Annotated in this window: 20 protein-coding genes; 10 read left to right on the forward strand and 10 right to left on the reverse strand. The window is 71.1% G+C overall.

The window, feature by feature from the left end; genetic code table 11:
• Positions 1–20 precede the first annotated feature (20 nt).
• A complete protein-coding gene (locus ACWCP6_RS30275; RefSeq protein WP_450935769.1) occupies positions 21–518 on the forward strand; it encodes a hypothetical protein in 498 nt (165 codons plus the stop codon).
• 105 nt (positions 519–623) lie between these two features.
• On the opposite strand, the gene aspS is transcribed toward ACWCP6_RS30275, so the two are convergent.
• The gene (gene aspS, locus ACWCP6_RS30280; protein ID WP_450935770.1) at positions 624–2,387 is read right to left on the reverse strand and encodes an aspartate--tRNA ligase; all 1,764 of its coding nucleotides are present in this window, start codon (positions 2,385–2,387) and stop codon (positions 624–626) included.
• A gap of 373 nt (positions 2,388–2,760) precedes the next feature.
• Here aspS and ACWCP6_RS30285 point away from each other — a divergent pair, with 373 nt between their 5' ends.
• A complete protein-coding gene (locus ACWCP6_RS30285; RefSeq protein WP_450935771.1) occupies positions 2,761–4,947 on the forward strand; it encodes an ATP-binding SpoIIE family protein phosphatase in 2,187 nt (728 codons plus the stop codon).
• Here ACWCP6_RS30285 and ACWCP6_RS30290 read toward each other — a convergent pair.
• Positions 4,884–5,966, reverse strand: coding sequence for an AI-2E family transporter (locus ACWCP6_RS30290; RefSeq protein ID WP_450935772.1), 1,083 nt, complete (start codon positions 5,964–5,966; stop codon positions 4,884–4,886). The genes ACWCP6_RS30285 and ACWCP6_RS30290 overlap by 64 nt on opposite strands.
• Positions 5,967–6,218: 252 nt before the next feature.
• Between ACWCP6_RS30290 and ACWCP6_RS30295 the strand changes: the two genes are divergently transcribed.
• Positions 6,219–7,379, forward strand: coding sequence for a hypothetical protein (locus ACWCP6_RS30295; protein WP_450935773.1), 1,161 nt, complete (start codon positions 6,219–6,221; stop codon positions 7,377–7,379).
• Positions 7,380–7,476: 97 nt separating this feature from the next.
• Here the strand turns inward: ACWCP6_RS30295 and ACWCP6_RS30300 are convergent, their stop codons facing one another.
• Both ACWCP6_RS30300 and ACWCP6_RS30305 read right to left on the reverse strand, forming a co-directional pair.
• Positions 7,477–8,448, reverse strand: a complete 972-nt coding sequence (locus tag ACWCP6_RS30300) for a pirin family protein (protein ID WP_450935774.1) — start codon at positions 8,446–8,448, stop codon at positions 7,477–7,479.
• Between the two features lie 192 nt (positions 8,449–8,640).
• Positions 8,641–9,117: an SseB family protein gene (locus ACWCP6_RS30305; RefSeq protein WP_450935775.1), complete on the reverse strand. Its 477-nt coding sequence runs from the start codon at positions 9,115–9,117 to the stop codon at positions 8,641–8,643.
• A 134-nt stretch (positions 9,118–9,251) separates the two neighbouring features.
• Here ACWCP6_RS30305 and ACWCP6_RS30310 point away from each other — a divergent pair, with 134 nt between their 5' ends.
• The 3 genes from ACWCP6_RS30310 (at position 9,252) to ACWCP6_RS30320 (ending at position 13,090) form a co-directional block, all read left to right on the forward strand.
• Positions 9,252–11,078, forward strand: coding sequence for an acyl-CoA dehydrogenase (locus tag ACWCP6_RS30310; protein ID WP_450935776.1), 1,827 nt, complete (start codon positions 9,252–9,254; stop codon positions 11,076–11,078).
• Positions 11,079–11,422: 344 nt separating this feature from the next.
• The gene (locus tag ACWCP6_RS30315) at positions 11,423–12,718 is read left to right on the forward strand and encodes a M18 family aminopeptidase (RefSeq protein WP_450935777.1); all 1,296 of its coding nucleotides are present in this window, start codon (positions 11,423–11,425) and stop codon (positions 12,716–12,718) included.
• A gap of 129 nt (positions 12,719–12,847) precedes the next feature.
• Positions 12,848–13,090 (forward strand): hypothetical protein, encoded by a 243-nt coding sequence (locus tag ACWCP6_RS30320; protein ID WP_450935778.1) that lies wholly within the window; start codon positions 12,848–12,850, stop codon positions 13,088–13,090.
• 25 nt (positions 13,091–13,115) lie between these two features.
• On the opposite strand, the gene ACWCP6_RS30325 is transcribed toward ACWCP6_RS30320, so the two are convergent.
• Both ACWCP6_RS30325 and ACWCP6_RS30330 read right to left on the reverse strand, forming a co-directional pair.
• Complete coding sequence (locus ACWCP6_RS30325) at positions 13,116–14,957, reverse strand: NHL domain-containing thioredoxin family protein (protein WP_450935779.1); 1,842 nt, start codon at positions 14,955–14,957, stop codon at positions 13,116–13,118.
• 15 nt (positions 14,958–14,972) lie between these two features.
• Positions 14,973–15,431 (reverse strand): cupin domain-containing protein, encoded by a 459-nt coding sequence (locus ACWCP6_RS30330; protein WP_450935780.1) that lies wholly within the window; start codon positions 15,429–15,431, stop codon positions 14,973–14,975.
• A gap of 53 nt (positions 15,432–15,484) precedes the next feature.
• On the opposite strand from ACWCP6_RS30330, the gene ACWCP6_RS30335 reads away from it, so the two are divergent.
• Positions 15,485–16,495, forward strand: coding sequence for a GlxA family transcriptional regulator (locus ACWCP6_RS30335; RefSeq protein WP_450935781.1), 1,011 nt, complete (start codon positions 15,485–15,487; stop codon positions 16,493–16,495).
• Entirely contained in the window at positions 16,492–16,986 is a 495-nt protein-coding gene (locus tag ACWCP6_RS30340) for an LURP-one-related/scramblase family protein (RefSeq protein WP_450935782.1), read from the forward strand. The genes ACWCP6_RS30335 and ACWCP6_RS30340 overlap by 4 nt, the downstream gene beginning before the upstream one ends.
• 105 nt (positions 16,987–17,091) lie before the next feature.
• Here the strand turns inward: ACWCP6_RS30340 and ACWCP6_RS30345 are convergent, their stop codons facing one another.
• Positions 17,092–17,886, reverse strand: coding sequence for a carbon-nitrogen family hydrolase (locus ACWCP6_RS30345; RefSeq protein ID WP_450935783.1), 795 nt, complete (start codon positions 17,884–17,886; stop codon positions 17,092–17,094).
• Between the two features lie 182 nt (positions 17,887–18,068).
• On the opposite strand from ACWCP6_RS30345, the gene ACWCP6_RS30350 reads away from it, so the two are divergent.
• Positions 18,069–18,893, forward strand: a complete 825-nt coding sequence (locus tag ACWCP6_RS30350; protein ID WP_450935784.1) for a maleylpyruvate isomerase family mycothiol-dependent enzyme — start codon at positions 18,069–18,071, stop codon at positions 18,891–18,893.
• A gap of 364 nt (positions 18,894–19,257) precedes the next feature.
• Here ACWCP6_RS30350 and ACWCP6_RS30355 read toward each other — a convergent pair whose 3' ends face one another.
• A complete protein-coding gene (locus ACWCP6_RS30355) occupies positions 19,258–20,574 on the reverse strand; it encodes an MFS transporter (RefSeq protein ID WP_450935785.1) in 1,317 nt (438 codons plus the stop codon).
• Positions 20,571–21,236: a GntR family transcriptional regulator gene (locus ACWCP6_RS30360; RefSeq protein WP_450935786.1), complete on the reverse strand. Its 666-nt coding sequence runs from the start codon at positions 21,234–21,236 to the stop codon at positions 20,571–20,573. The genes ACWCP6_RS30355 and ACWCP6_RS30360 overlap by 4 nt, the downstream gene beginning before the upstream one ends.
• Before the next feature lie 246 nt (positions 21,237–21,482).
• Between ACWCP6_RS30360 and ACWCP6_RS30365 the strand changes: the two genes are divergently transcribed.
• Positions 21,483–22,400: a D-alanyl-D-alanine carboxypeptidase family protein gene (locus ACWCP6_RS30365; protein ID WP_450935787.1), complete on the forward strand. Its 918-nt coding sequence runs from the start codon at positions 21,483–21,485 to the stop codon at positions 22,398–22,400.
• Positions 22,401–22,473: 73 nt separating this feature from the next.
• On the opposite strand, the gene ACWCP6_RS30370 is transcribed toward ACWCP6_RS30365, so the two are convergent.
• Positions 22,474–23,576 (reverse strand): dihydrolipoamide acetyltransferase family protein (locus ACWCP6_RS30370; RefSeq protein WP_450935788.1); only part of this gene is annotated, 1,103 nt, incomplete at its 5' end.

The following is a 23,576-nucleotide window of genomic DNA, read 5'->3' on the forward strand; positions in this document are numbered from 1 at the left end:
CGACCCGTATGGTTTCCGCCATGGCAGTCCCCGAGGTCATCCCGATCGCCCATGAACCGGACCACCGCACCGAGACGATCGGGCGGTACGCGGACGGGCAGTTCCTGGCGTCCCTCACGTACGCCTTCCCCGAGGGCTACCGGCCCGACGACGGCTGGGAGGAGCACAAGCGCCTCTACGCCATCCTCCACACCTTCGACGCCGACGGCCGGCACCGCGACTCGGAGATCTGGTGCGCGGGCACCTGGGCCGATCAGCAGCGCAACCCGCACGGCGACGGCTCGGTCCTCGCGCGGGCCGGGACCCATCTGGCGAAGCTCCTGGCGGGCCTGCCGGGGCTGACGTACACGGACATCGCGATCCGGCCCTTCCAGGTCACCGTCGACGGTGTGCGCTTCGGCCTGGTCACCGAGCACGCCTACGAAGACGGCGCCGACGGCGACGACGGGGACTGGGCCGAGCTCTACCCGGAGCGCCTGGGCTTCGGCGCCCCGTGGGACGGCCGGTACGACACCTGAGCCGACCCGGCCGCGGGCGCGCGGTGACCACGGGAGAGGGCCCGGAACCATGCGGTTCCGGGCCCTCCCGTGTTTCTGCGCGGACTGCGCGTTCGTGCGTGCGGACTACTTCGGCTGAGGCTTGCGCACCGACAGGTGCAGTTCCTTCAGGCGGGCCTCGTCGAGCTCCGTCGGCGCGCCCATCATCAGGTCCTGGGCGTTGCCGTTCAGCGGGAACGCGATCGTCTCGCGGATGTTGGGCTCGTCCGCGAGGAGCATGACGATGCGGTCGACGCCGGGGGCGATGCCGCCGTGCGGCGGGGCGCCGAAGCGGAACGCGCGCAGCATGCCCGCGAACTGCTCCTCGACGGTCTCGCGGTCGTAGCCCGCGATCTCGAAGGCCTTGATCATGATGTCGGGCTCGTGGTTCCGGATCGCGCCGGAGGACAGCTCGACGCCGTTGCAGACGATGTCGTACTGCCAGCCCAGGATGTCGAGCGGGTCCTTCTCCTCGAGGTCCTTCATGCCGCCCTGCGGCATCGAGAACGGGTTGTGGGAGAAGTCGATCCGGCCGGTCTCCTCGTCCCGCTCGTACATCGGGAAGTCGACGATCCAGCAGAAGCGGAAGACGCCGTCCTCGAAGTTGCCCGAGCGCTTCGCGGCCTCGACCCGCACCGCGCCCATGATCTTCGAGACCTCGTCGTACTCGCCCGCCCCGAAGAACACGGCGTGGCCGGCCTCCAGGCCGAGGCGCTCGGTGAGGACCTTGAGGTTCTCCTCGGTGAGGAACTTGGCGATCGGGCCGGTCAGCGAACCGTCCTCGCCGACGCGCACCCAGGCGAGGCCCTTGGCGCCCTGCTCGATCGCGTACTCACCGAGCTGGTCGAAGAACTTGCGCGGCTGGTCCTGGACCGCCGGGACCGGCAGGGCACGCACGTGCTTGCCCGCGAACGCCTTGAACTCGGAGGACTCGAAGACGTCCGTGATGTCCACGAGCTCCAGCTGGGCGCGCAGGTCCGGCTTGTCGGAGCCGTACTTGAGCATCGCCTCGCGGAACGGGATGCGCGGGAACGGCGAGGTGACGTGGCGGCCGCCGCCGAACTCCTCGAAGAGCTCGGTCATCAGCTTCTCGACGGGCTGGAAGACGTCCTCCTGCTCGACGAAGGACATCTCGATGTCGAGCTGGTAGAACTCGCCCGGCGAACGGTCCGCGCGGGCGTCCTCGTCGCGGAAGCAGGGCGCGATCTGGAAGTAGCGGTCGAAGCCCGAGATCATCAGCAGCTGCTTGAACTGCTGCGGAGCCTGCGGGAGCGCGTAGAACCGGCCCGGGTTCAGACGGGACGGCACGACGAAGTCGCGGGCGCCCTCGGGGGACGTCGCGCTGAGGATCGGCGTCGCCATCTCGTTGAAGCCGAGGGCCGTCATCTTGTGACGGATGGCGGAGATGACGGCCGAGCGCAGCATGATGTTGCGGTGCATGCGCTCGCGGCGCAGGTCCAGGAAGCGGTACTCGAGGCGCTTCTCCTCGTTGACCCCGTCCTCCGCGTTGATCGTGAAGGGGATCTGCTGGGACGCGCCCAGGACCTCGACCTCGGCGGCCTCGATCTCGATCTCGCCCGTCGGCAGGTCCGGGTTGACGTTGTCGGTGCCGCGCGAGACGACCTTGCCGTCGACGCGGACGACCGTCTCCTTGGTGAGCTTGTCCAGCACCTCGGCGGCCGCGGTGCCGGGGCGGGCGACGAGCTGCGTGATGCCGTAGTGGTCGCGCAGATCGATGAAGAGGATGCCGCCCAGGTCTCGGCGATTGTGCAGCCAGCCGCTCAGCCGGACGTCGGAACCGACGTCAGAGGCGCGGAGCTCGCCGCAGGTGTGGGACCTGTACCGATGCATCGTCGTTCATCCAGTCTTCGCGAGAGTACGTACTTACGGGGGAGTAGGGCTGACCCAGACCTACCAAGGTTACCGTCCGGGCGAAGATCCGTTTCCGGAATACGCACCGTCCCCGGTCGGGCTCAAGGCCCCGTCCCACGGAGATCGGCTCCCCGGGCCGCCCGGCAGGGCGCCTCCCTCCCGGCCGGAAGATCGTTTCCCGGAGATCGCTTTCCGATACGCTCGGTGAGGGTTCCGGGCGTCGCGCGCATGGCGTGCTCCCCGGGGGCGCCGGCACCGACGGCGCCGCCGCGGGCCCCGGACGCCGCCCGACCCCGCGGGCCGCCGCACCCGGCACGCCAGGTCACCGAGGACCGGAATAAAGTAGGTCAATATGCGCACCGATGACCTCCTCCCGCCGGTGGAGGACGTCCTGGTGACCCTCGCGACAGGCCTGTGGCGCTGGGACAACGCTGCCGGGACCGTCACCCTCGACGCGGAGGCCGCCCGGCTGCTGGGCCTGCCCGCGCAGCTGGTGACGCTGAGCGAGGCGGCCGTGCGCTCCCGTTTTCATCCCGTCGACTGGAACGAGATCGACGGGATCGTCCAGCTCGCCGTCGCCGAGGGCACCCTCGCCGAGGCCCGGCTGCGGGTCATGGACGAGCAGGGCCGGGTGATCCGCACCGTACGCAGCCGCTCCAAGCCCAGCGCCCGCCCCGCGCACGGCGCATACGAGCTGGTGGGCACCCTCCAGGAGGTGTCCGAGGCACCGCCGGGAGCCGCCGCGCGCACCCCGGTGACCGGCGACTGGCGCCGCTCCCGCGAGGCCTTCCTGCTGGACGCGGGCCGCGCCCTGGCCGAGGCACTGTCGACGCAGGAGGTGCTGCGGGTCGCGGCGGGCCTGTCGATGCCGGGGTTCACCCCGGACGGACTCGCCGTGTTCGGGGTGGAGGGCGAGCGGCTCACGGTCATCGGGCACCACGGGCACCAGCCCGGCGACGACGGCCCGTTCTCGGCGATGCCGCTGGAGACCGACTATCCGGCCGCCGAGGTGGTGCGCAGCGGACGCGCCGTCTACCTCGCGTCGCCGGAGGAGTACCGCGAGCGCTACCCGACCACCTGGCCGCTCGCCGAGCAGTTCCACCGCAGGTCCTGGGCGTTCCTGCCGCTGATCGTCGCGGGCCGCACGATCGGCGCGTGGATGGCCGCGTTCGCCTACCCGGTGTCCTTCACGCCCGACGAGCGCTCCGTGCTCACGACGGTGGCGCGGATGCTGGCGCAGGCGCTCTCGCGAGCCGGGGCCGCCGAGTCCGAGCGGGAGCTGACCGCCGGGCTCCAGCGGGCGATGCTGCCGACGCTGGGCCCGGCGATCCCGGGCATGCGCGTCGCCGCCCGCTACATCCCCACCGGCGGCGGCCTCCAGGTGGGCGGCGACTGGTACGACGTGATCCCGCTGCCGTCCGGGCGGATCGCCCTGGTCATCGGCGACGTGCAGGGGCACGACGTACGGGCGGCGGGTCTCATGGGACAACTGCGGACCGCGCTGCGGGCGTACGCCGCCGAAGGGCACCGTCCGGACGCGGTGCTCTCCCGGGCCGGGCGGTTCCTGGCGGGTGTGACGGACTCGGTGACGTACGGCTCGACCGGCGGCCCCGAGCAGGTCGAGCCGTCGGACCCGCGGTTCGCGACCTGCCTCTACGTGGAGGCCGATCCGCGCACCGGCGTGCTGGACATCGCCCGCGCGGGACACCCCGAACCGGCGATCCGGCTGGCCGACGGGACCGTCATCCTGCGGCCGACCCCGGGCGGGCTGCCGCTCGGCATCGACCCGGACGCCGACTACCCCACGACCCGGCTCGTCCTCCAGCCCGGCGAGACCCTGCTGATCTGCACCGACGGCCTGATCGAGACCGGCGGCCACGACCTGGACACCGGCTGGCACCGCATCCGCTCCACCCTGGAGGCCTACCCCGGCGAGAACCTCGAGGGCGGCCGGGGCCTGGAGGAGCTGGCCGACGCACTGGTGCAGGCCGTGCACGGGCCCTCCTCGCACTACACGACCGGCCCGCTGGTGGACCGCCGCGAGGACGACATCGCCGTGGTGCTGCTGCGCCGCGCCATGGGCACCGAGCTGGTCACCCCCGCGCGGCGCATCGTGCTGACCGTGGCCCAGGCCGAGCCGCGCCGGGTCGCGGGCGCCCGCCAGCAGCTGCGGGAGCTGCTGCACGACTGGGCCGACCCCGACCAGGTCGACTCGGCGGTGCTGATGCTCTCCGAGACGGTCACCAACGTCCTGGTGCACACCGACGGCGACGCGGGCATGGTCGCCGAGATCACCGGGGAGCCGGGCGCACGGCGGCTGCGCGTCGAGGTGGCCGACACCAGCGACGACCTGCCGCACAAGCGGCACCCGGGGGAGCTGGCGTCGTCGGGACGCGGCCTGGTCCTGATGGAACTCCTCGCGGACGGCTGGGGCGTGGACCCGCGCGGCGAGGGCAAGAGCATCTGGTTCGAGCTCTACGAGTCGCCGGACGGCGCCTCGGGGGGCGGGCCCGACGTGGTCCCCGAGGACGCCGCGTAACGCCGCCGCACCTCCGACAGCACACCGAAGCCCGCCGCGGCCACCGGCACGGCGAGCAGCATGCCGAGCACCCCGGCGACGGACGCGCCCGCGGCGATGGACAGCATCACGGCGGCCGGGTGGATCTGCACGAACCGGCTCTGGATCATCGGCTGGAGCACATGCCCCTCCAGCTGCTGCACGGCCAGCACCACGGCCAGCACCCACAGCGCGATGACGAAGCCGCGGTCCGCGAGCGCCACGAGCACCGCGACGCCGCCCGAGACGAAGGCCCCGAGATAGGGGATGTAGGCGCCGACGAAGACGAGCGCGCCCAGGCCCGCGGCACCGGGGACGCGCAGGACGAGCAGCCCGATGGTGATGCAGACCGCGTCGATGAACGCGATGGCGGTGGTCCCGCGCATATAGCCCTCGACGGCCTCGAAGGCGCGCCGGGCCATGGCTTCCAGGGTCTCGCCCTGACCGCTCGGCGCGAGCGAGTGGAGGGCGGCCAGGGCCCGGCCGGAGTCCCTGAGGAAGAAGAACATCAGCAGCAGTGCCAGGACGGCCCACGCGAGGATCTCGCCGACCACGCTGATCCCGCTGATCACCCCGGACGCGGCGGTTCCGCCGAACTTGGCCAGTAGTTGCCTGGAGTCCTTCGCGAGATCGTCCAGGGACGTGCCCGACGCGCCGAAGCGCTGCGTGATCGCCTTCGCGGCCTGCCGGAGCGAGGCGATGATCTCGTCGCCGGTGTGGAGGAGCGCGGTGACCACGATGTACGCCACGCCGCCGACGACCGCGAGCACCGCGAGGCAGGTCAGGGCGGCGGCCAGCGACCGCTGCACCCGCACACCCACCAGCCACCGGTACAACGGGCCGAGCAGCGCGGTGCCGAGCAGCGCGAGCAGCACCGGCGTCACCACGGGCTTGAAGGTGACGATCAGCCAGATCACCACCGCGCCCACGCCGCTGACGAGCAGCAGCACGACGCACCAGGCGGCGATGCGCCGGGCGGTCTCGGGCAGCAGGGCGGTCACCCCTCCTACCCGATCACGGGCCCGTGCCGGCGTCGCCCCGGGAGGGCCGAAAGAGGGGCCGGGCCGTCCTGCTGCCCCGCGGGAACCGTCGCGCCGCGGGATTGCACCGTTCAGGCGTGCCGCATCGCTCCGAACGACTGATCACCGGCGTCATCGCCCTCGTATGCGGTGGTCGAACGACTGGCCTGGTCCAGGCTCGCTCTCGGGTTCCGGACGTGAAGTCCGCCGAGCGACCGAACGAGGAGCATGCCGATGAGTCCTGAGTACGGGTCAGGGTCCTGGATGGGACCGCTGCCACGTCAGCACCTGTGGAAGGTGGGCGGGGCGATCGCCTCGCTCGCGGTGGTCCTTGCCACCGGGGTGATCAGTCCGGCAGTGGCTGCCACACACGGCGTGGGTCACCCGCGGGCCGCCACGCTCGTGCGGGACGGCAAGTGCGACGACAACCAGCACCCCAAGCCCAAGGCTGCTCCGTCCTCCGACACCTCGCTGCGGGACGGCGGGAAGGACGACTGCCACAAGGGCAACACGGGACCGACGGGACCGACAGGCCCGAAGGGCAACACGGGGCCGACCGGTCCGACAGGGCCGACGGGTGCGGGGGTCACCGGCCCGACGGGACCCACAGGACCAGCAGGTCAGGGGGCGACCGGCCCAACGGGCCCGACCGGACCCGCCGGGCTGAACGGCCTCAACGGTCAGACCGGACCGACCGGACCCGCAGGCCTCAATGGTCTCAACGGCAACACCGGCCCCACCGGACCCGCAGGTCTCAACGGCCTCAACGGTCAAACCGGCCCGACCGGACCGACCGGACCCGCAGGCCTCAACGGCCTCAACGGTCAAACCGGCCCCACCGGACCGAAGGGCAACACGGGCCCGACAGGACCCGCAGGCTTGAACGGCCTCAACGGCAACACCGGCCCGACAGGACCCACAGGAGCGGCAGGGAATTCGGTCCATGCGGGCGGGAGCATCTACGCCACAACGAACCAGACGATCCCGTCCGGCGGGAGCGGTACCCAGATCACATTCGACCAGCAGGAGTACACCGACAACACGACGTTCAATCCGTTGACGTCGAGTCTGACGGTCAACGTCACGGGTCGCTACCTCGTCAGGGGGCAGCTCTATTGGAGCTTCAACCAGGCCGCGTTCCAAGATCATGAGATCTTCATCTCCGTCAACGGCGTCCCCGCCGTAGCCATTGACGATCAGGGCACCGCGGACAGCGGAATCGGTTTCATCGCACAGGAAGCGTCCGCGATCGTCCAGCTGAACGCCGGTGACGTGCTCACCCTCGTGGCCTTCCAGTCCACGGGAAGCAACGCCACATCCGAAGTCATCACCACTCCACCGAGGACCCTCGCACCGAATCTCCAGGCAGAGCTGCTCGCGCCGGCTGCTCCGTAGTCGGCACCCCGGCCCGAATGACGGCGCGACGGTCCGCCGGCCCTTCCGGCGGACCGTCGCGCCGCGACGGGTCCTCCCTCACCACCCCAGTGGTGACCTACAGGCCGCCCTCCGACATCCCGTGGACCGCGGGAATCGTCCCGAGCCGTCCCTTCTGGAAGTCCTCGAAGGCCTGCTGGAGCTCTGCGCGGGTGTTCATGACGAAGGGGCCGTAGTGGGCCATGGGCTCCCGGATCGGCCGGCCGCCGAGGAGGACGACCTCCAGGTCCGGGGTGTGGGAGTCCTGCTTCTCGTCCGCGCGGACGGTGATCGAGGAGCCCGCGCCGAACACGGCGGTCTGCCCGAGACGGACGGGCCGCCGGTCCGTGCCCACGCTGCCTCGGCCGGCCAGCACGTACGCGAGGCCGTTGAAGTCCTCGCGCCACGGGAGCGTGATCTCGGCTCCGGGCGCCAGCGTCGCGTGGATCATCGTGATCGGCGTGTGCGTGATACCGGGACCCTGGTGGCCGTCCAGTTCACCGGCGATGACGCGCAGCAGGGCGCCGCCATCGGGGGAGGTGAGCAGCTGGACGCTGCCGCCACGGATGTCCTGGTAGCGCGGGGCCATCATCTTGTCCTCGGCGGGGAGGTTCACCCACAGCTGCAGACCGTGGAAGAGGCCGCCGGACATGACGAGCGACTCCGGCGGCGCCTCTATGTGCAGGAGGCCCGATCCGGCCGTCATCCACTGGGTGTCGCCGTTGGTGATGGTGCCGCCACCGCCCTGCGAGTCCTGGTGGTCGAAGATGCCGTCGATGATGTACGTGACGGTCTCGAAGCCGCGGTGGGGGTGCCAGGGGGTGCCCTTGGGCTCGCCCGGCGCGTAGTCCACCTCGCCCATCTGGTCCATCATGATGAACGGGTCGAGGTACTTGTAGTTGATCCCGGCGAACGCACGGCGAACCGGGAAACCCTCACCCTCGAAACCGCTGGGTGCGTCGGTCACGGCCAGGACGGGGCGGGCCACGGCATCGGCCGGCGCCACGACACGGGGCAGGGTCAGCGGGTTCTCGACGGTCACTGCAGGCATGGTGGACCTCCTTGTGCTCCGAGTTTAGTTGAACGTAGAACTTTCTGCCACCGCAAACAGAAGACGCCCGGAGGGAATTCCCTCCGGGCGTCGGGTGCGTCGTCGTTCCACTCGGAAAAGCGGCCGGCCACCGGTACGGCGGCGGTGCGGGCCGCCGGGCCGGCGGGGCCGGCCACCCACGGAACAAGGCGTCTAGCCGTACATCCGCCGCATCGCGAAGTCGACCATCTGTTCGACCGCCTTGGCGTCGAAGACCATGCGGTGGTCGCCCTCCATGTCGAGGACGAAGCCGTAGCCCGTGGGCAGCAGGTCGATGACCTCGGCACCGGTGATCACGAAGTACTTCGACTCCTTGCCCGCGTACCGGCGCAGCTCCTTGAGCGAGGTGAACATCGGGATCACGGGCTGCTGCGTGTTGTGCAGCGCGAGGAAACCGGGGTTGTCGCCGCGCGGGCAGTACACCTTCGACGTGGCGAAGACCTGCTGGAAGTCCTCGGCGGACAGGGCCCCCGTGGTGAAGGCGCGCACGGCGTCCGCGAGCGACGGGGGCGACGGCTCCGGGTAGAGCGGCGACTGCTGGCCGTACCCCCCGGGCATCTGCTGCTGCGGCGGCGGCTGGGGCGGCGCGTACTGCTGCTGGGCGCCCGGGTTCTGGTCGTAGCCGTACATGCCTCAAAGAGTAGTGGGCCACATATGCACCCTCGGGGGTTGATTCTTATTACCGACGGGTAGCATCATCGAAGCTACTTGCTGGTACGTGTATCGAGGACATCCCTCCCCGAACTGCTAACGGAGCCGTCGCCATGGGGCACTACAAGTCGAATCTCCGCGACATCGAGTTCAACCTCTTCGAGGTGCTCGGGCGCGACAAGCTGTACGGCACCGGCCCGTTCGCGGAGATGGACGTCGAGACCGCGAAGAGCATCCTGTCGGAGCTGACCCGCCTGGCCGAGAACGAGCTGGCGGAGTCCTTCGCCGACGCCGACCGCAACCCGCCGGTCTTCGACCCCGAGACGAACACCGCTCCGGTCCCGGCGTCCTTCAAGAAGAGCTACAAGGCCTTCATGGACTCCGAGTACTGGCGTCTGGGCCTGCCCGAGGAGATCGGCGGCACCACCGCCCCGCCGTCCCTGATCTGGGCGTACGCGGAGCTGATCCTCGGCGCGAACCCGGCGGTCTGGATGTACTCCTCCGGCCCGGCGTTCGCCCGCATCCTCTTCGACGAGGGCACCGAGGCCCAGAAGAAGATCGCGGAGATAGCGGTCGAGAAGACCTGGGGCTCCACCATGGTGCTGACCGAGCCGGACGCCGGCTCGGACGTCGGCGCCGGACGCACCAAGGCCGTCCAGCAGGAGGACGGCTCCTGGCACATCGAGGGCGTGAAGCGCTTCATCACGTCCGGTGAGCACGACATGGAGGAGAACATCCTCCACTACGTCCTCGCCCGCCCCGAGGGTGCCGGTCCCGGCACCAAGGGCCTGTCCCTCTTCCTCGTCCCGAAGTACCTCTTCGACTTCGAGACCGGCGAGCTGGGCGAGCGCAACGGCGTCTACGCCACGAACGTCGAGCACAAGATGGGCCTGAAGGCCTCCAACACCTGCGAGATGACCTTCGGCGACAAGCACCCCGCCAAGGGCTGGCTGATCGGCGACAAGCACGAAGGCATCCGCCAGATGTTCCGCATCATCGAGTTCGCTCGCATGATGGTCGGCACGAAGGCGATCTCGACGCTGTCGACGGGCTACCTCAACGCCCTCGAGTACGCCAAGGAGCGCGTCCAGGGCCCGGACCTGGCGAACTTCATGGACAAGACCGCGCCGAAGGTCACCATCACGCACCACCCGGACGTGCGCCGCTCGCTGATGACGCAGAAGGCGTACGCGGAGGGCATGCGCGCCCTGGTCCTGCACACGGCGGCCATCCAGGACACCATCGCCCTCAAGGAGACCTCGGGCGAGGACGCCTCGCACGAGGAGGCGCTGAACGACCTGCTCCTGCCGATCGTCAAGGGCTACGGCTCCGAGAAGGGCTACGAGCAGCTCGCCCAGTCGCTGCAGACCTTCGGCGGCTCCGGCTTCCTGCAGGAGTACCCGATCGAGCAGTACATCCGCGACGCCAAGATCGACACCCTCTACGAGGGCACCACGGCGATCCAGGGCCAGGACTACTTCTTCCGCAAGATCGTCCGCAACCAGGGCGCCGCGCTGAACTCCCTCGCCGAGGAGATCAAGAAGTTCCTGGCGCTCGGCGCCGGCGGCGAGGAGCTGGCCACGGCCCGCGAGGAGCTCGCCAAGGCCGCCGCCGAGCTCGAGGCGATCGTCGGTGTGATGCTGACCGACCTCGCCGCGACCGAGAAGGACGTCAAGTCCATCTACAAGGTCGGCCTCAACACCACCCGCCTGCTGCTGGCCTCCGGTGACGTCGTCGTCGGCTACCTGCTGCTGAAGGGCGCCGCCGTGGCCGCCGAGGCACTGGCGAACGCCTCCGCCAAGGACAAGGCCTTCTACACCGGCAAGATCGCCGCCGCGAAGTTCTTCGCCGCGAACGTCCTGCCCGGCGTCGCCGCCGAGCGCAAGCTGGCCGAGGGCGTCGACCTCGACCTGATGGAGCTGGACGAGGCGGCGTTCTAGTCGCACACTCGTCCAGGGCGCGGCCCGGGGACCTGTCCTCCCCGGGCCGCGCCCGTGCACGGCGGCCCGTTGCCCGGAACACCCGGGCGGCGGGCCGCTGTCGCGTTCACGGAAGGCCGCCGCACGGCCCGTCCGGCCCGCCGCACGATCCTCCCGTCGCCGCCCGGCCGCAGGGCCGTGCACGTGCCCGCCCGGGGCGCTGCGGCCGCGCACCGGGGCCGGGAGCCTGTTTCCGGACATTTCCCGGGCCGGTGCGGCCCGGTCCGGCCGATGGCGGCACTGCACGGCCCGCCTTCGCGGAAACGGCCGCCCCCGGTGTCCGCACCGCTCGTTACGCTGACGGCATGAGCACTCCCACCCGCTTCGACCGCGGCCACACCGACGACCTCATGTCCTTCCTCGCGGCGAGCCCGTCGCCGTACCACGCCGTGGCGAACGCCGCCGAGCGGCTGGAGAAGGCAGGCTTCCGCCAGGTCGCGGAGACCGACGCCTGGGACGGTTCGACGGGCGGGAAATACGTGCTGCGGGGCGGCGCCATCGTCGCGTGGTACGTACCGGAGGGTGCCGCCCCGCACACCCCCTTCCGGATCGTGGGCGCGCACACGGACTCGCCGAACCTCCGGGTCAAGCCGCTGCCGGACACCGGCGCGCACGGCTGGCGGCAGGTCGCGGTCGAGATCTACGGCGGGCCGTTGCTCAACTCCTGGCTGGACCGCGACCTGGGCCTGTCCGGACGGCTCTCCCTGCGGGACGGCTCCACCCGGCTGGTCAACGTCGACCGGCCGCTGCTGCGCGTACCGCAGCTCGCCATCCACCTGGACCGCAGCGTCACATCGGACGGCCTCAAGCTCGACAAACAGCGCCATCTGCAGCCCGTCTGGGGCCTCGGCAACGACGTCTCCGACGGCGACCTGATCCGCTTCCTGGAGCAGGAGGAGGGCATCGACAAGGGCTCGGTCACCGGCTGGGACCTGATGGTGCACTCCGTGGAGCGCCCCGCCCACCTCGGCCGCGACCGGGACCTGGTGGCGGGCCCGCGGATGGACAACCTGCTGTCGGTGCACGCCTGTACGGCCGCACTGGCCGCCGTCGCCGGCTCCTCCGACCTCCCGTACATCCCGGTGTTCGCCGCCTTCGACCACGAGGAGAACGGCTCGCAGTCCGACACCGGCGCCGACGGCCCGCTCCTCGGATCGGTGCTGGAACGCTCCGTCTTCGCCCGCGGCGGCTCGTACGAGGACCGGGCTCGCGCCTTCGCCGGCACCGTCTGCCTGTCCTCCGACACCGGCCACGCCGTACACCCCAACTACGCGGAGCGGCACGACCCCACCCACCACCCGCGCGCCAACGGCGGCCCGATCCTGAAGGTGAACGTCAACAACCGCTACGCCACGGACGGCTCCGGCCGCGCCGTGTTCGCCGCGGCGTGCGACAAGGCCGGCGTGGCGTTCCAGACCTTCGTCTCCAACAACTCCATGCCGTGCGGCACCACGATCGGCCCGATCACCGCGGCCCGGCACGGAATCAAGACCGTCGACATCGGCGTGGCGATCCTGTCGATGCACAGCGCACGCGAACTCTGCGGCGCCGACGACCCGTTCCTGCTGGCGAACGCACTGGTCGCCTTCCTGGAGGGCTGACCGCGCCCACGTCCCCGGGCGCGACGACCACGTCCGCACGGGGCAACCCGTCTCCTCCGCATGGCCGGTGCATGTCGGGGTACCCGGTACCGCACATGCACCAACCGCACTCGCAGGGAGGAAAGATCCATGGGTCTGGGCGGATGCATCATCCTGATAGCCGCGGGAGCCATTCTCACGTTCGGCACCGACTGGCACATGAAGGGCGTCAACCTCGACGTCGTCGGGCTGATCCTGATGGCGGTCGGCCTGATCGGCGTCGTCACCTTCAGCAGCATCGCCCGGCGACGGCGCGTGCTGATGCCCGGTGCCCCGGTGGTGGAGGAGGGCCGGCCCCGTCACATCGACGGCCGTGACGGTTACGCCGGCTGAGGGCCGGCCCCCTCCGGGCCGTCGCTCAGTCCGCGTCCATCCCCGCCAGCACCAGCGGCAGCCGCTGCGCGCCGCCCTCCACCAGCCGCACCGGCACGCCCCAGTCCTGCTGGTGGACATGGCACGCGGGGTACTCGTTGGCGGGGTCGTCGTCGCAGGAGGCGGCCATGGCCGAGACGTGCAGCACGCCCTCGGTGACGGCCGGGTCGAGAGTGAGCACACGGCTGAGGTCCGTGTCCGGGCCCTCGCCCGCGAGCAGCAGCTCGGGCGGAGTCGACGAGACCAGCAGCCGGGTCGACGGGCCGTAGCGGGTGTCGAGCTTCTGACCGGCCGGAGCCTGGAAGATCACGTCCAGTCGGAGCTCGCCCGGGGCGACCTCGGTGGCGGCCCGCCGGGTGCGGTGGGCGACGGACTCGACGCGTACCGCCTCCTCCGGCAGCCGCAGCCGGGTCAGCCGGTGCCGCGCCGACTCCACCACGACGATGTCGCCGCCCACCAGCACCGCGTCACTCGGCTCCCGCAGATCCGTAGCGAGCGTGGTCACCTCACCGCTCGCCGGGTCGTACCGGCGCAGCGCGTGGTTGTACGTGTCGCTGACGGCGACCGAGCCGTCCGGCAGCGCGGTCACGCCCAACGGGTGCTGCAACAGCGCCTGTTCGGCGGCCCCGTCACGGTGCCCGAAGTCGAAGAGGCCGGTACCGACGGCCGTGTGCACGGCACCGTCCGGGTCGGCCCAGCGCAGCGCGGAGGTCTCGGAGTCCGCGATCCACAGCCGGTCGCCGGCGGCCGCAAGACCGGACGGCTGGGCGAACCAGGCCTCGGCACCGGGCCCGTCCACGAGCCCCTCGTTGGTCGTGCCCGCGGCGACCGCGACGGTGCCTCCTCCGGCCGGGTCGTACGTCCACAGCTGGTGTACACCCGCCATGGCGATCCAGACCTTGCCCTGCCACCAGGCGACGTCCCACGGTGAGGAGAGGTCCACCTCGCGGGCGGGACCCGAGGTGGGCGACCCCTGCCACCACTGGTGGCCTGTCCCGGCGAGGGTCGTGACCTCGCCGCCGGCCGGGTCGAGCCGCCGCAGCGCGTGGTTGACCGTGTCGGCGACCACGACGGACCCGTCGTCGAGGAGGGTCAGCCCCTGCGGCTCGCTGAACCGCGCCACGTCCGCGGGCCCGTCGGCGAACCCGCGCTCGCCGGATCCGATCCGCCGTACGACCGTCTCGCCGTCCTCCGCCAGCTCCACCAGCTGATGCCGGGTCGTGTCGCTGACCAGGAAGTTCCCGTTCGGGAGCGCAAGTGCCTTGCCCGGGAAGCGCAGGACCGTCGGCTCGGGCTCCGGCGCCACGTACGGGCCGTCACCGCGCCGCAGCGTCCCCTTCGTCTCGTGCTCGGCCTCCAGCTCCTCCACCAGCGCGGCGATGGCATGCGCGTGCCCCTCACCCGCGTGCTGGGCGACGACATACCCCTCGGGGTCGATGACGACCAGCGTCGGCCAGGCCCGCACGGCGTACTGCTTCCAGGTGGCCAGCTCCGGATCGTCGAGCACCGGGTGCTCCACCCCGTACCGCTCGACGGCGTCGACGACCGCCTGGTGCTCCGCCTCGTGCACGAACTTCGGCGAGTGCACACCGATGATCACCACGGTGTCCCGGTGCTTCTCCTCGAGCTCACGCAGCTCGTCGAGGACGTGCAGACAGTTGATGCAGCAAAATGTCCAGAAATCCAGAATGACGATGCGTCCTCGCAGGTCGGCGAGGGTGTACGAGGTGCCTCCGGTGTTCAGCCAGCCGCCCTTGCCGATCAGCTCGGGGGCGCGGACACGGGCACGGCGGGGCGCAGGGGTGGGCGCCGGGGCAGGATCGTTCATGGTTCAAGGGTGCCATTAGGGGGTGTGATGGGGGCCGGGCCGCCCCGGGATGCCGGTGTGACCGGTGACGCCCTGGGGGAGGGAGTGTCCCGTGGTGGCGTCCACGTGCGCCGGGACCTCCTCGTGGCGGTCGCCGACGGTGAGGGTGCCGGTCGGCTCGAAGAGGAGGATCGACGCGCCGTCGGGGGCGTACGGCTTGTGCTCGGTGCCCCGGGGGACCGTGAAGACGGACCCCTTGGCGAGGGTGACCGCGCGTTCGCCCGCCGGCTCGCGCAGCGCGATCGTCAGCTCGCCGTCGAGGACGAGGAAGAACTCGTCCGTGTGGTCGTGGACGTGCCAGACATGCTCTCCCCCGACCTTCGCTACGCGGACGTCGTAGTCGTTGACGGCGGTGACGATGCGGGGGCTCCACAGGGTGTCGAAGGAGGCCAGGGCATCGGCGAGGGCGACGGGTTCGGGGGATCGGTTGGTCATGGACGTCATCGTGCGCCGGGGGGCGCGCGCACCGCGAGTGCTAGAAATCGCATATGGCGCAAGAATCCTCGCAGCACCCCGCACCGGGCGGCGGACCGCACCGGGTCGTCGTGATCGTCGACGACAACTCGAACCCCTTCGAGCTGAGCTGCGCGATCGAGGTGTTCGGGCTGCGGCGGCCCGAGCTGGGCCGTGAGCTGTACGACTTCCGGCTGTGCTCCCCCGGGCCCCGCACCCGTATGCGCGACGGGTTCTTCACGCTCACCGATGTCGCCGGGCTCGAGGCGACCGAGCATGCCGACACCGTGATCGTGCCGAACCGGCCCGACACGGACACCCCCCGCTCCTTGGAGGTCCTGGACGCCGTCCGCCGCGCCCATGCGCGGGGCGCCCGGCTCGTCGGCTTCTGCAGCGGTGCGTTCACCATCGCCGAGGCCGGGGTGCTCGACGGGCGGCGGGCCGCCTGCCACTGGATGTGGGCGGAGTCGTTCCGCGCCCGGTACCCGCGGGTCCGGCTCGAGTCCGATGTGCTGTTCGTCGACGACGGTGACATCCTCACCGCGTCCGGCAGTTCCTCGGCACTCGACCTCGGTCTGCACATCGTGCGCCGCGACCACGGCGCCGAGATCGCCAACGCGGTCAGCCGCCGCCTCGTCTTCGCCGCCCACCGGGACGGCGGCCAGCGCCAGTTCGTGGAGCGGCCCGTGCCCGAGACGCCCGACGAGTCGCTCGCCCCGCTGCTGGCCTGGGCCCAGGAGCACCTCGGCGAACCCCTGACCGTCGCCGGCCTCGCGGCGCACGCCGCCGTCAGCCCCGCGACCCTGCACCGCCGCTTCCGCGCCCAGCTCGGCACGACGCCGCTGGCCTGGCTGACCGGGGAGAGGGTCGCCCTCGCCTGCCGCCTCATCGAACGCGGCGAGGAACGGCTCGACGTCGTCGCCCGGCGCAGCGGTCTCGGCACCGCCGCCAATCTGCGGGCCCGGCTGCGCCGGGAGACCGGGCTCAGCCCCTCGGCCTACCGGCGGCGTTTCGGCCCGGCCGCCGGGGAACCTGTCCCCGTATGAGATTCCTCGTACGCGACCGGATCCTGGGGATCGGCGACGACTACTGGATCGAGGACGAGCACGGAGACAAGGTCTTCCTCGTCGACGGCAAGGCGATGCGCCTGCGGGACACCTTCGAGCTGAGGGACCGCCAGGGGCGGGTCCTGATCGACATCCACCGGAAGATGTTCGCCCTGCGCGACACGATGGTTGTCGAGCGGGACGGCGAGGCCCTCGCGACGGTCCGCCGCAAGCGCCTGTCCCTGCTGCGCAACCACTACCGCGTCGCCCTCGTCGAGGGCACCGAACTGGATGTCAGCGGGAAGATCCTGGACCGCGAGTTCGTCGTCGAGTACGACGGGGAGTTGCTTGCGCTCGTCTCCCGGCGGTGGCTGACCGTGCGCGAGACGTACGGCCTGGAGATCGTCCGGGAGGACGCCGACCCGGCGCTGCTCATCGCGGTCGCGGTCTGCGTGATCCATCTGGCGGAGAAGGAGCGGGAGGACGGGTAGGCGGCCGGGTAGGCGGTCGGGGGCGGCCGGTGCGGGTGGGCTTCCGCGCCCGCGCGCGTTCCCGGGCCCGGCCTCCGTCAGGGACGGTGCCGGGCCGCCGGGGCGTCAACGCCGGGGCAGGTCCAGCCCGAGGACCCGGTCCTTGAGCGCCGGGAACTGCTCCCGGGTCGCCGCGACCTTCCCCGGATCGAGGTCCACCGTCAGGACCTGCTCGCCGGCTCCGGCCTCGCCGACCACCTCGCCCCAGGGGTCGACGACGATGCTGTGCCCGGCCTGCTCGACACCGGCGTGGGTCCCCCCGGTGCCACAGGCCAGCACGTACGCCTGGTTCTCGACGGCCCGTGCCCGCGCGAGCAGCGTCCAGTGCCCCCGCCGCCGCTCGGGCCAGCCCGCCGGGACGACCAGCGTTTCGGCGCCCGCGTCGACGAGCCCGCGGAACAGCTCCGGGAAGCGGAGGTCGTAGCAGGTGGCGAGGCCGAGCACGGTCTCCGGCAGACGCACGGTGACCAGTTCGGACCCGGCGCCCATGAGGACGGCCTCGCCCTGGTCGAAGCCGAAACGATGGATCTTGCGATAGGCGGCGGCGAGCTCTCCGGCCGGCGAGAAGACGAGCGAGGTGTTGTAGAGGGGTCCCTCGGGGTCGCGCTCGGGGATGGAGCCGGCGTGCAGCCATACGCCTGCGTCGCTCGCGGCCTTCGCCATCGTCTCGTACGTGGGTCCTTCGAGCGGCTCGGCCTCGGTGGCGAACGCCTGGTACGCGAACGCCCCGGTGGTCCACAGCTCCGGCAGGACCACCAGATCGGCCCCGGCCTGTTCCCGCACCAGTGCCGCGGCCCGCGACCGCCGGCTTTCCACCGATTCGCTCTCGTCTACGCCGATCTGGATGAGCGAGGCGCGCACAGTACCACCGTCCTGGCATTCGAGCCGTCAACACCGGCCTACGATCGTCACACGAAAGCACTGCCGGGGTGCCTTCAGGCAGCGTAACTTAACGTGCAGCCACCCCCGCAGACCGCGAACGAACCGTCCGCCCACCGCCAGCCACCGCAGCCCACCGCACGCACCACACGCCAAGGGGTCCCGTGAGTCTCCATCCCACCCTTCAGACCTATGCCGACGCCTGGACCCACTCCGTCGAAGCGATATCCGAGCTGGTGCAGCCGCTCGTCGAAGGCGAGTGGAACCGGGCGACGCCCTGCCCCGGCTGGTCGGTGCGGGACATCGTCTCCCATGTCATCGGGCTCGACTGCGAGATGCTCGGCGATCCCCGGCCGATCCACACGCTGCCGCGCGACCTGTACCACGTGAAGACCGATATGCAGCGGTACATGGAGATGCAGGTCGACGTGCGGCGTCACCACACCGCGCCCGAGATGACCTCCGAGCTGGAGTACACGATCATCCGCCGGTCGCGTCAGCTGCGGAACGAGTCGCGCGAGCCCGACGCCAAGGTGCGCGGCCCGCTCGGCACCGAGGAGACCCTGGAATCCGCCATGCGGCGGCGCGCCTTCGACGTGTGGGTGCACGAGCAGGATCTGCGCACCACGCTCGGCAGGCCCGGCAACCTGGACTCGCCCGGTGCGTACGTCACGCGCGACGTGCTGCTGGACGTGCTGCCGAAGGTCGTCGCCAAGGACGCGGGGGCGCCGCCCTCGTCGGCGGTCGTCGTCGACGTCCACGGGCCCGTGGAGTTCCTGCGCACCGTGCGGATGGACGCGGACGGCCACGGCACGATCGACGGCGCCCCGTCCCTCGGTCCTGCGGCGACGCTGAGCCTGGACTGGGAGACGTACGTCCGTCTGGCCTGCGGCCGGGTGACACCGGAGGCCATGGCCGACCGGATCAAGACGGAGGGCGACCCGGACCTGGTGGCGGCGATCCTGGCCGCGTTCGCGTTCACGCCGTGAGCCGATGACGCCGTGAGCCGATGACGCCATGAGCCGATGACGCCATGAGCCGATGACACCATGACGCCATGAGCCCATGGGAAGCGCGGGGCCGGCAGGCGGCGGCCACGGTGAGGCCGTGAAGAACATGAGGCCATGAACAGGGCGGCCGAAGGGGCGGCCCGGCGCGGGTTCGCCGGGCACGGGGGCCCGGACGGCCGGCACCGGGCGTGAGGCCGAAGGCGCGCGCGGGGGCGCACCGGGCGACGCGGCACGGGCGCCGATTGCAGGGCGTGGGGCGAGGGGATGTGGACTCGCGGTTCCGGCATGGGCACAGGAGGCCCCGGAAACCGTCGGGCCGCGGTGGTCCCCCCGGGGCGGCGGATCAGACGGCCGGCACGTGGACGGCCTCGACCCGGCTGGCCACCAGCCGTTCCCGCTCACGGCGGGCCGCAGGTGTCCGCAGCCGCAGGATCTGACTGAGCCCCAGCGCCTCCAGCACGAACACCGCCGAGAACGCCAGCGAGAAGTTGTCGCCGGTCGCGTCGAGCAGGACGCCGATCGCGAGCAGTGTCGTCATCGAGGCGATGAACCCGCCCATGTTGACGATGCCGGACGCCGTGCCCTGCCGCTCGGGCGGGTTCGCGGGCCGTGCGAAGTCGAAGCCGATCATCGACGCGGGACCGCAGGCGCCGAGCACGGTGCACAGGACGACCAGCAGCCAGACGGGGGCGTGCGCGCCGGGATACGCCAGGGTCGTGCCCCACACGAGGGCGGTCGCGCCGACCGTGCCGAGCGCCAGCGGGCTGCGCGCCCTGTGGTGCCGGGCCACGATCTGCCCGTACACCAGGCCTATCGCCATGTTCGACAGCACCACGAGGGTGAGAAGTTCACCGGCGGTGGTCCGGGACAGACCCTGTGCCTCGACGAGGAACGGCAGCCCCCACAGCAGCAGGAACACCATCGCCGGGAACTGGGTCGTGAAGTGCACCCACAGACCGAGCCGGGTGCCGGGCTCGCGCCAGGCCGCGGCTATCTGGCGGCGCACGTACGCCGCTCCCTGGTGCGGCAGCGGCTCCGGGGCGTGCCCCTGCGGATGGTCCTCCAGGAAGAGCAGCAGGAGGGCGAGGACGACGACACCGGCGAGTGCACTGCCGGCGAACGCGGCGGTCCAGCCGACACCGTGCAGCAGCCTGGCCAGCACCAGTGTCGAGACCAGGTTGCCGGCCATGCCGACGAGGCCGGCCAGCTGGGCCACCAACGGGCCCTTGCGGGCCGGGAACCAGCGGGTGCCGAGCCGCAGCACGCTGATGAACGTCATCGCGTCACCGCAGCCGAGCAGCGCCCGCGACAGGAGCGCCGTCGCGTACGACGGCGAGAAGGCGAAGCCCAGCTGGCCCGTCGTGAACAGCACGACGCCGATCGTCAGGACCTTCTTGGTGCCGAGGCGGTCCACCAGCAGGCCGACGGGTATCTGCATGCCCGCGTACACGAGGAGCTGGAGTATCGAGAAGGTCGACAGGGCGGACGCATTGACGTGGAAGCGGTCGGCGGCGTCCAGTCCGGCGACGCCGAGCGAGGTGCGGAAGATGACGGCGACGAAGTAGACGGCGACGCCTATGGACCAGACGGCGACGGCGCGGCGGCCGCCGGGGGGATCGCCGGGGAGCGTGACGGCGGAGGACGAGGAGGTGGCGCTCATCGGACCTCGCCCCGGGCCAGGTTCGAGAACCAGCCGACGTGTCCGTGGACGAGCGCCACGGCCGCGTCCGCGTCGCCGGCCCGCAGCGCCTCCAGGATCTGCTCGTGCTCGGCGAGGGTCTTGGCGATCCGGTCGGGGTGCGAGTGCATCACGGCGACACCCATCCGCAGCTGCCGGTCCCGCAGTTGGTCGTAGAGACGGGAGAGGATCTCGTTGCCGCCGCTGCGCACGATCTCGGCGTGGAAGCAGCGGTCGGTGACGGCCGCCTCGGCGAGGTCGCCGGCCGCGGCCTGGGTCTTCTGCCGTTCCAGCAGTTCCTCCAGGCGGGCGATCAGCCGCGGCGACGCGGGCACGGCCTTGCGCGCCGCGTGCTCCTCGACGAGGAGCCGGGTCTCCACGACGTCCGCGATCTCCTGCGCGGAGACCGGCAGGACCAGGGCGCCCTTCTTCGGGTAGAGCCTGATCAGCCCTTCGACCTCCAGCCGCAGCAGCGCCTCGCGCACCGGCGTCCGCGACACCCCGACGGCCTCGGCGAGCTCCCCTTCGGTGAGCAGCGTGCCGCCCTCGTAGTGCCGTTCCAGGACACCGCGCTTGACGTGGTGGTAGACGCGGTCTGCGGCGGGGGGCTGCTTCGGGGGCGCGGGAGCCGGAGCGGTCGACATGAGCACAGCATAGATACAACCCGTACGCATGCGGGGATCACGTCCAGGATGCGGACGTCACAGGGGCCCCGTCACTCTCGTCGGTCAATTTTCCCCTTCCGTGCATCCATTGGGCCGCCCCGTGAGTCTCCTCAGGGGCGGACCCCTCAACAGGTCCGTCCACGAGGGACACTTCGGGTTTTATTTCAGGCTTTTCCGGACTTCCGAGGAATCGGAGCAGGTATTTTGATCACCGGCATCAAGCGTGTGCGCCTCCGCAGAGCCGCCGCGGTAGCGGTCACCGCGAGCGCCGTGCTGGCGGGCGGCGCACTCGCCACGCCCGCCCAGGCCGCAGCGGCCCCCACGATCAGCGCCAAGGGCGCCTACGTTCTGAACAACGCCACCGGCGGCAAGATCTACAGCAAGTACGCCGACACCAAGCGGCAGATGGCGAGCACCACCAAGATCATGACGGCCGCCGTGGTGCTCGACACCGCGAACGTCGACCTGAACCGCAAGGTGACCGTCAAGCAGGCGTACATCGACTACGTCAACCGCATCGGCGCCAGCCGGGCCGACCTGAAGGTCGGCGACAAGCTCACGGTCCGCCAGCTCCTGTACGGGACGATGCTGCCGTCCGGCTGCGACGCCGCGATGGCGCTCGCCGACACCTTCGGCAGCGGTACGAGCACGACCGCCCGCACGAAGTCGTTCATCTCGAAGATGAACAGCAAGGCCCGTTCGCTCGGCATGACGAACACGAGCTTCGACTCGTTCGACGGCAACTCGCCGGGCGGCAAGACGCTGTCGACGCCGCACGACATGGCCACGCTGACCCGGCACGCGCTGAAGAGCTCGACGTTCCGCGCGGTCGTCAAGTCCAAGTCGACGGTGCAGAAGGCCCCGGCGGCGAACGGCGGCACACGTACCTACACCTGGTACAACACCAACAAACTGCTCGGCTCCTACAGCGGTGCCATCGGCGTCAAGACGGGGACGAACACCCCGGCGGGGCCGTGCATCGTCTTCGCCGCGACCCGCGGCACGAAGACCGTCGTCGGGGTCATCCTCAGCGACAGCAACCGCTACACGGACGCCGCGAAGCTGATGGACTACGCGTTCGGCTCGAGCAGCGCGAAGACCATGAAGCTCCGCTCGCTCCCGGCCGGCGCACAGCGCGACTGAGCGATCCCCCGGAGATGTGCACAGGGGCCCGCCCCGTCCTCCACGGACGGGGCGGGCCCCTGCTCGGTACCGGTCAGGCCCAGGTGATGAGCCGCTTCGGCTGTTCCAGGATCGCGGCGACGTCCGCGAGGACCTTGGAGCCGAGTTCGCCGTCGACCAGGCGGTGGTCGAACGACAGCGCCAGCGTGGTGACCTGGCGCGGCTTGACCTTGCCCTTGTGGACCCACGGCTGGAGCTTGATCGCGCCCATCGCGAGGATCGCCGACTCGCCCGGGTTGAGGATCGGCGTCCCGGTGTCGACACCGAACACCCCGACGTTGGTGATCGTCACCGTGCCGCCCTGCATGGCGGCGGGGGACGTCTTGCCCTCACGGGCGGTGGAGACCAGCTCGCCGAGCGCCCGCGCCAGCTCCGGCAGGGTCTTGGCGTGCGCGTCCTTGATGTTCGGCACGATCAGCCCACGGGGCGTGGCCGCCGCGATGCCCAGATTCACGTAGTGCTTCTGGACGATCTCCTGGTTGGCCTCGTCCCACGACGCGTTGACGTCCGGGTTCCGCTTGATCGCGACGAGCAGGGCCTTGGCGACGAGCAGCAGCGGGTTGACCCGCAGGCCCTCCATGTCCTTGTCCTGCTTGAGCTCTTCGACGAGCCGCATCGTGCGCGTCACGTCGATCGTCACGAACTCCGTGACGTGCGGCGCGGTGAACGCGGACCCGACCATCGCCTGCGCGGTGGCCTTGCGGACGCCCTTGACCGGGATACGGGTCTCCCGGGCGCCACCGTCGAGGGCGGCGGCGGGGGCGGGCGCGGCGGTCGCAGCGGGCACGGCGGTCTCGCGGGACACCTGGGCCACCGGCTCGGCGACCGCGGCGACGGCCGCGTGCACGTCCTCACGCGTGATGATCCCGTCGGGCCCGGTGGGCGTGACGGTCGCGAGGTCCACGCCGAGATCCTTGGCGAGCTTGCGCACGGGGGGCTTGGCGAGCGGGCGGGCGCCGAGCGCGACGGTGCCGTTCGGCGTGCTCGTGCCGTTGTGCGCGGCCGTCCCGCCGGCGGCGGGGGTGGCCCTCGGGGATGCGGCGGCCGGGGGCGCGGTGGGCGCGGCCGGTGCCGGCCGGTCCTTCCTGGGCCGGCGCTTGGTCGAACCCTGGGCGACGCCGTACCCGACCAGGACGG

Source organism: Streptomyces sp. NPDC002004 (assembly GCF_053593975.1).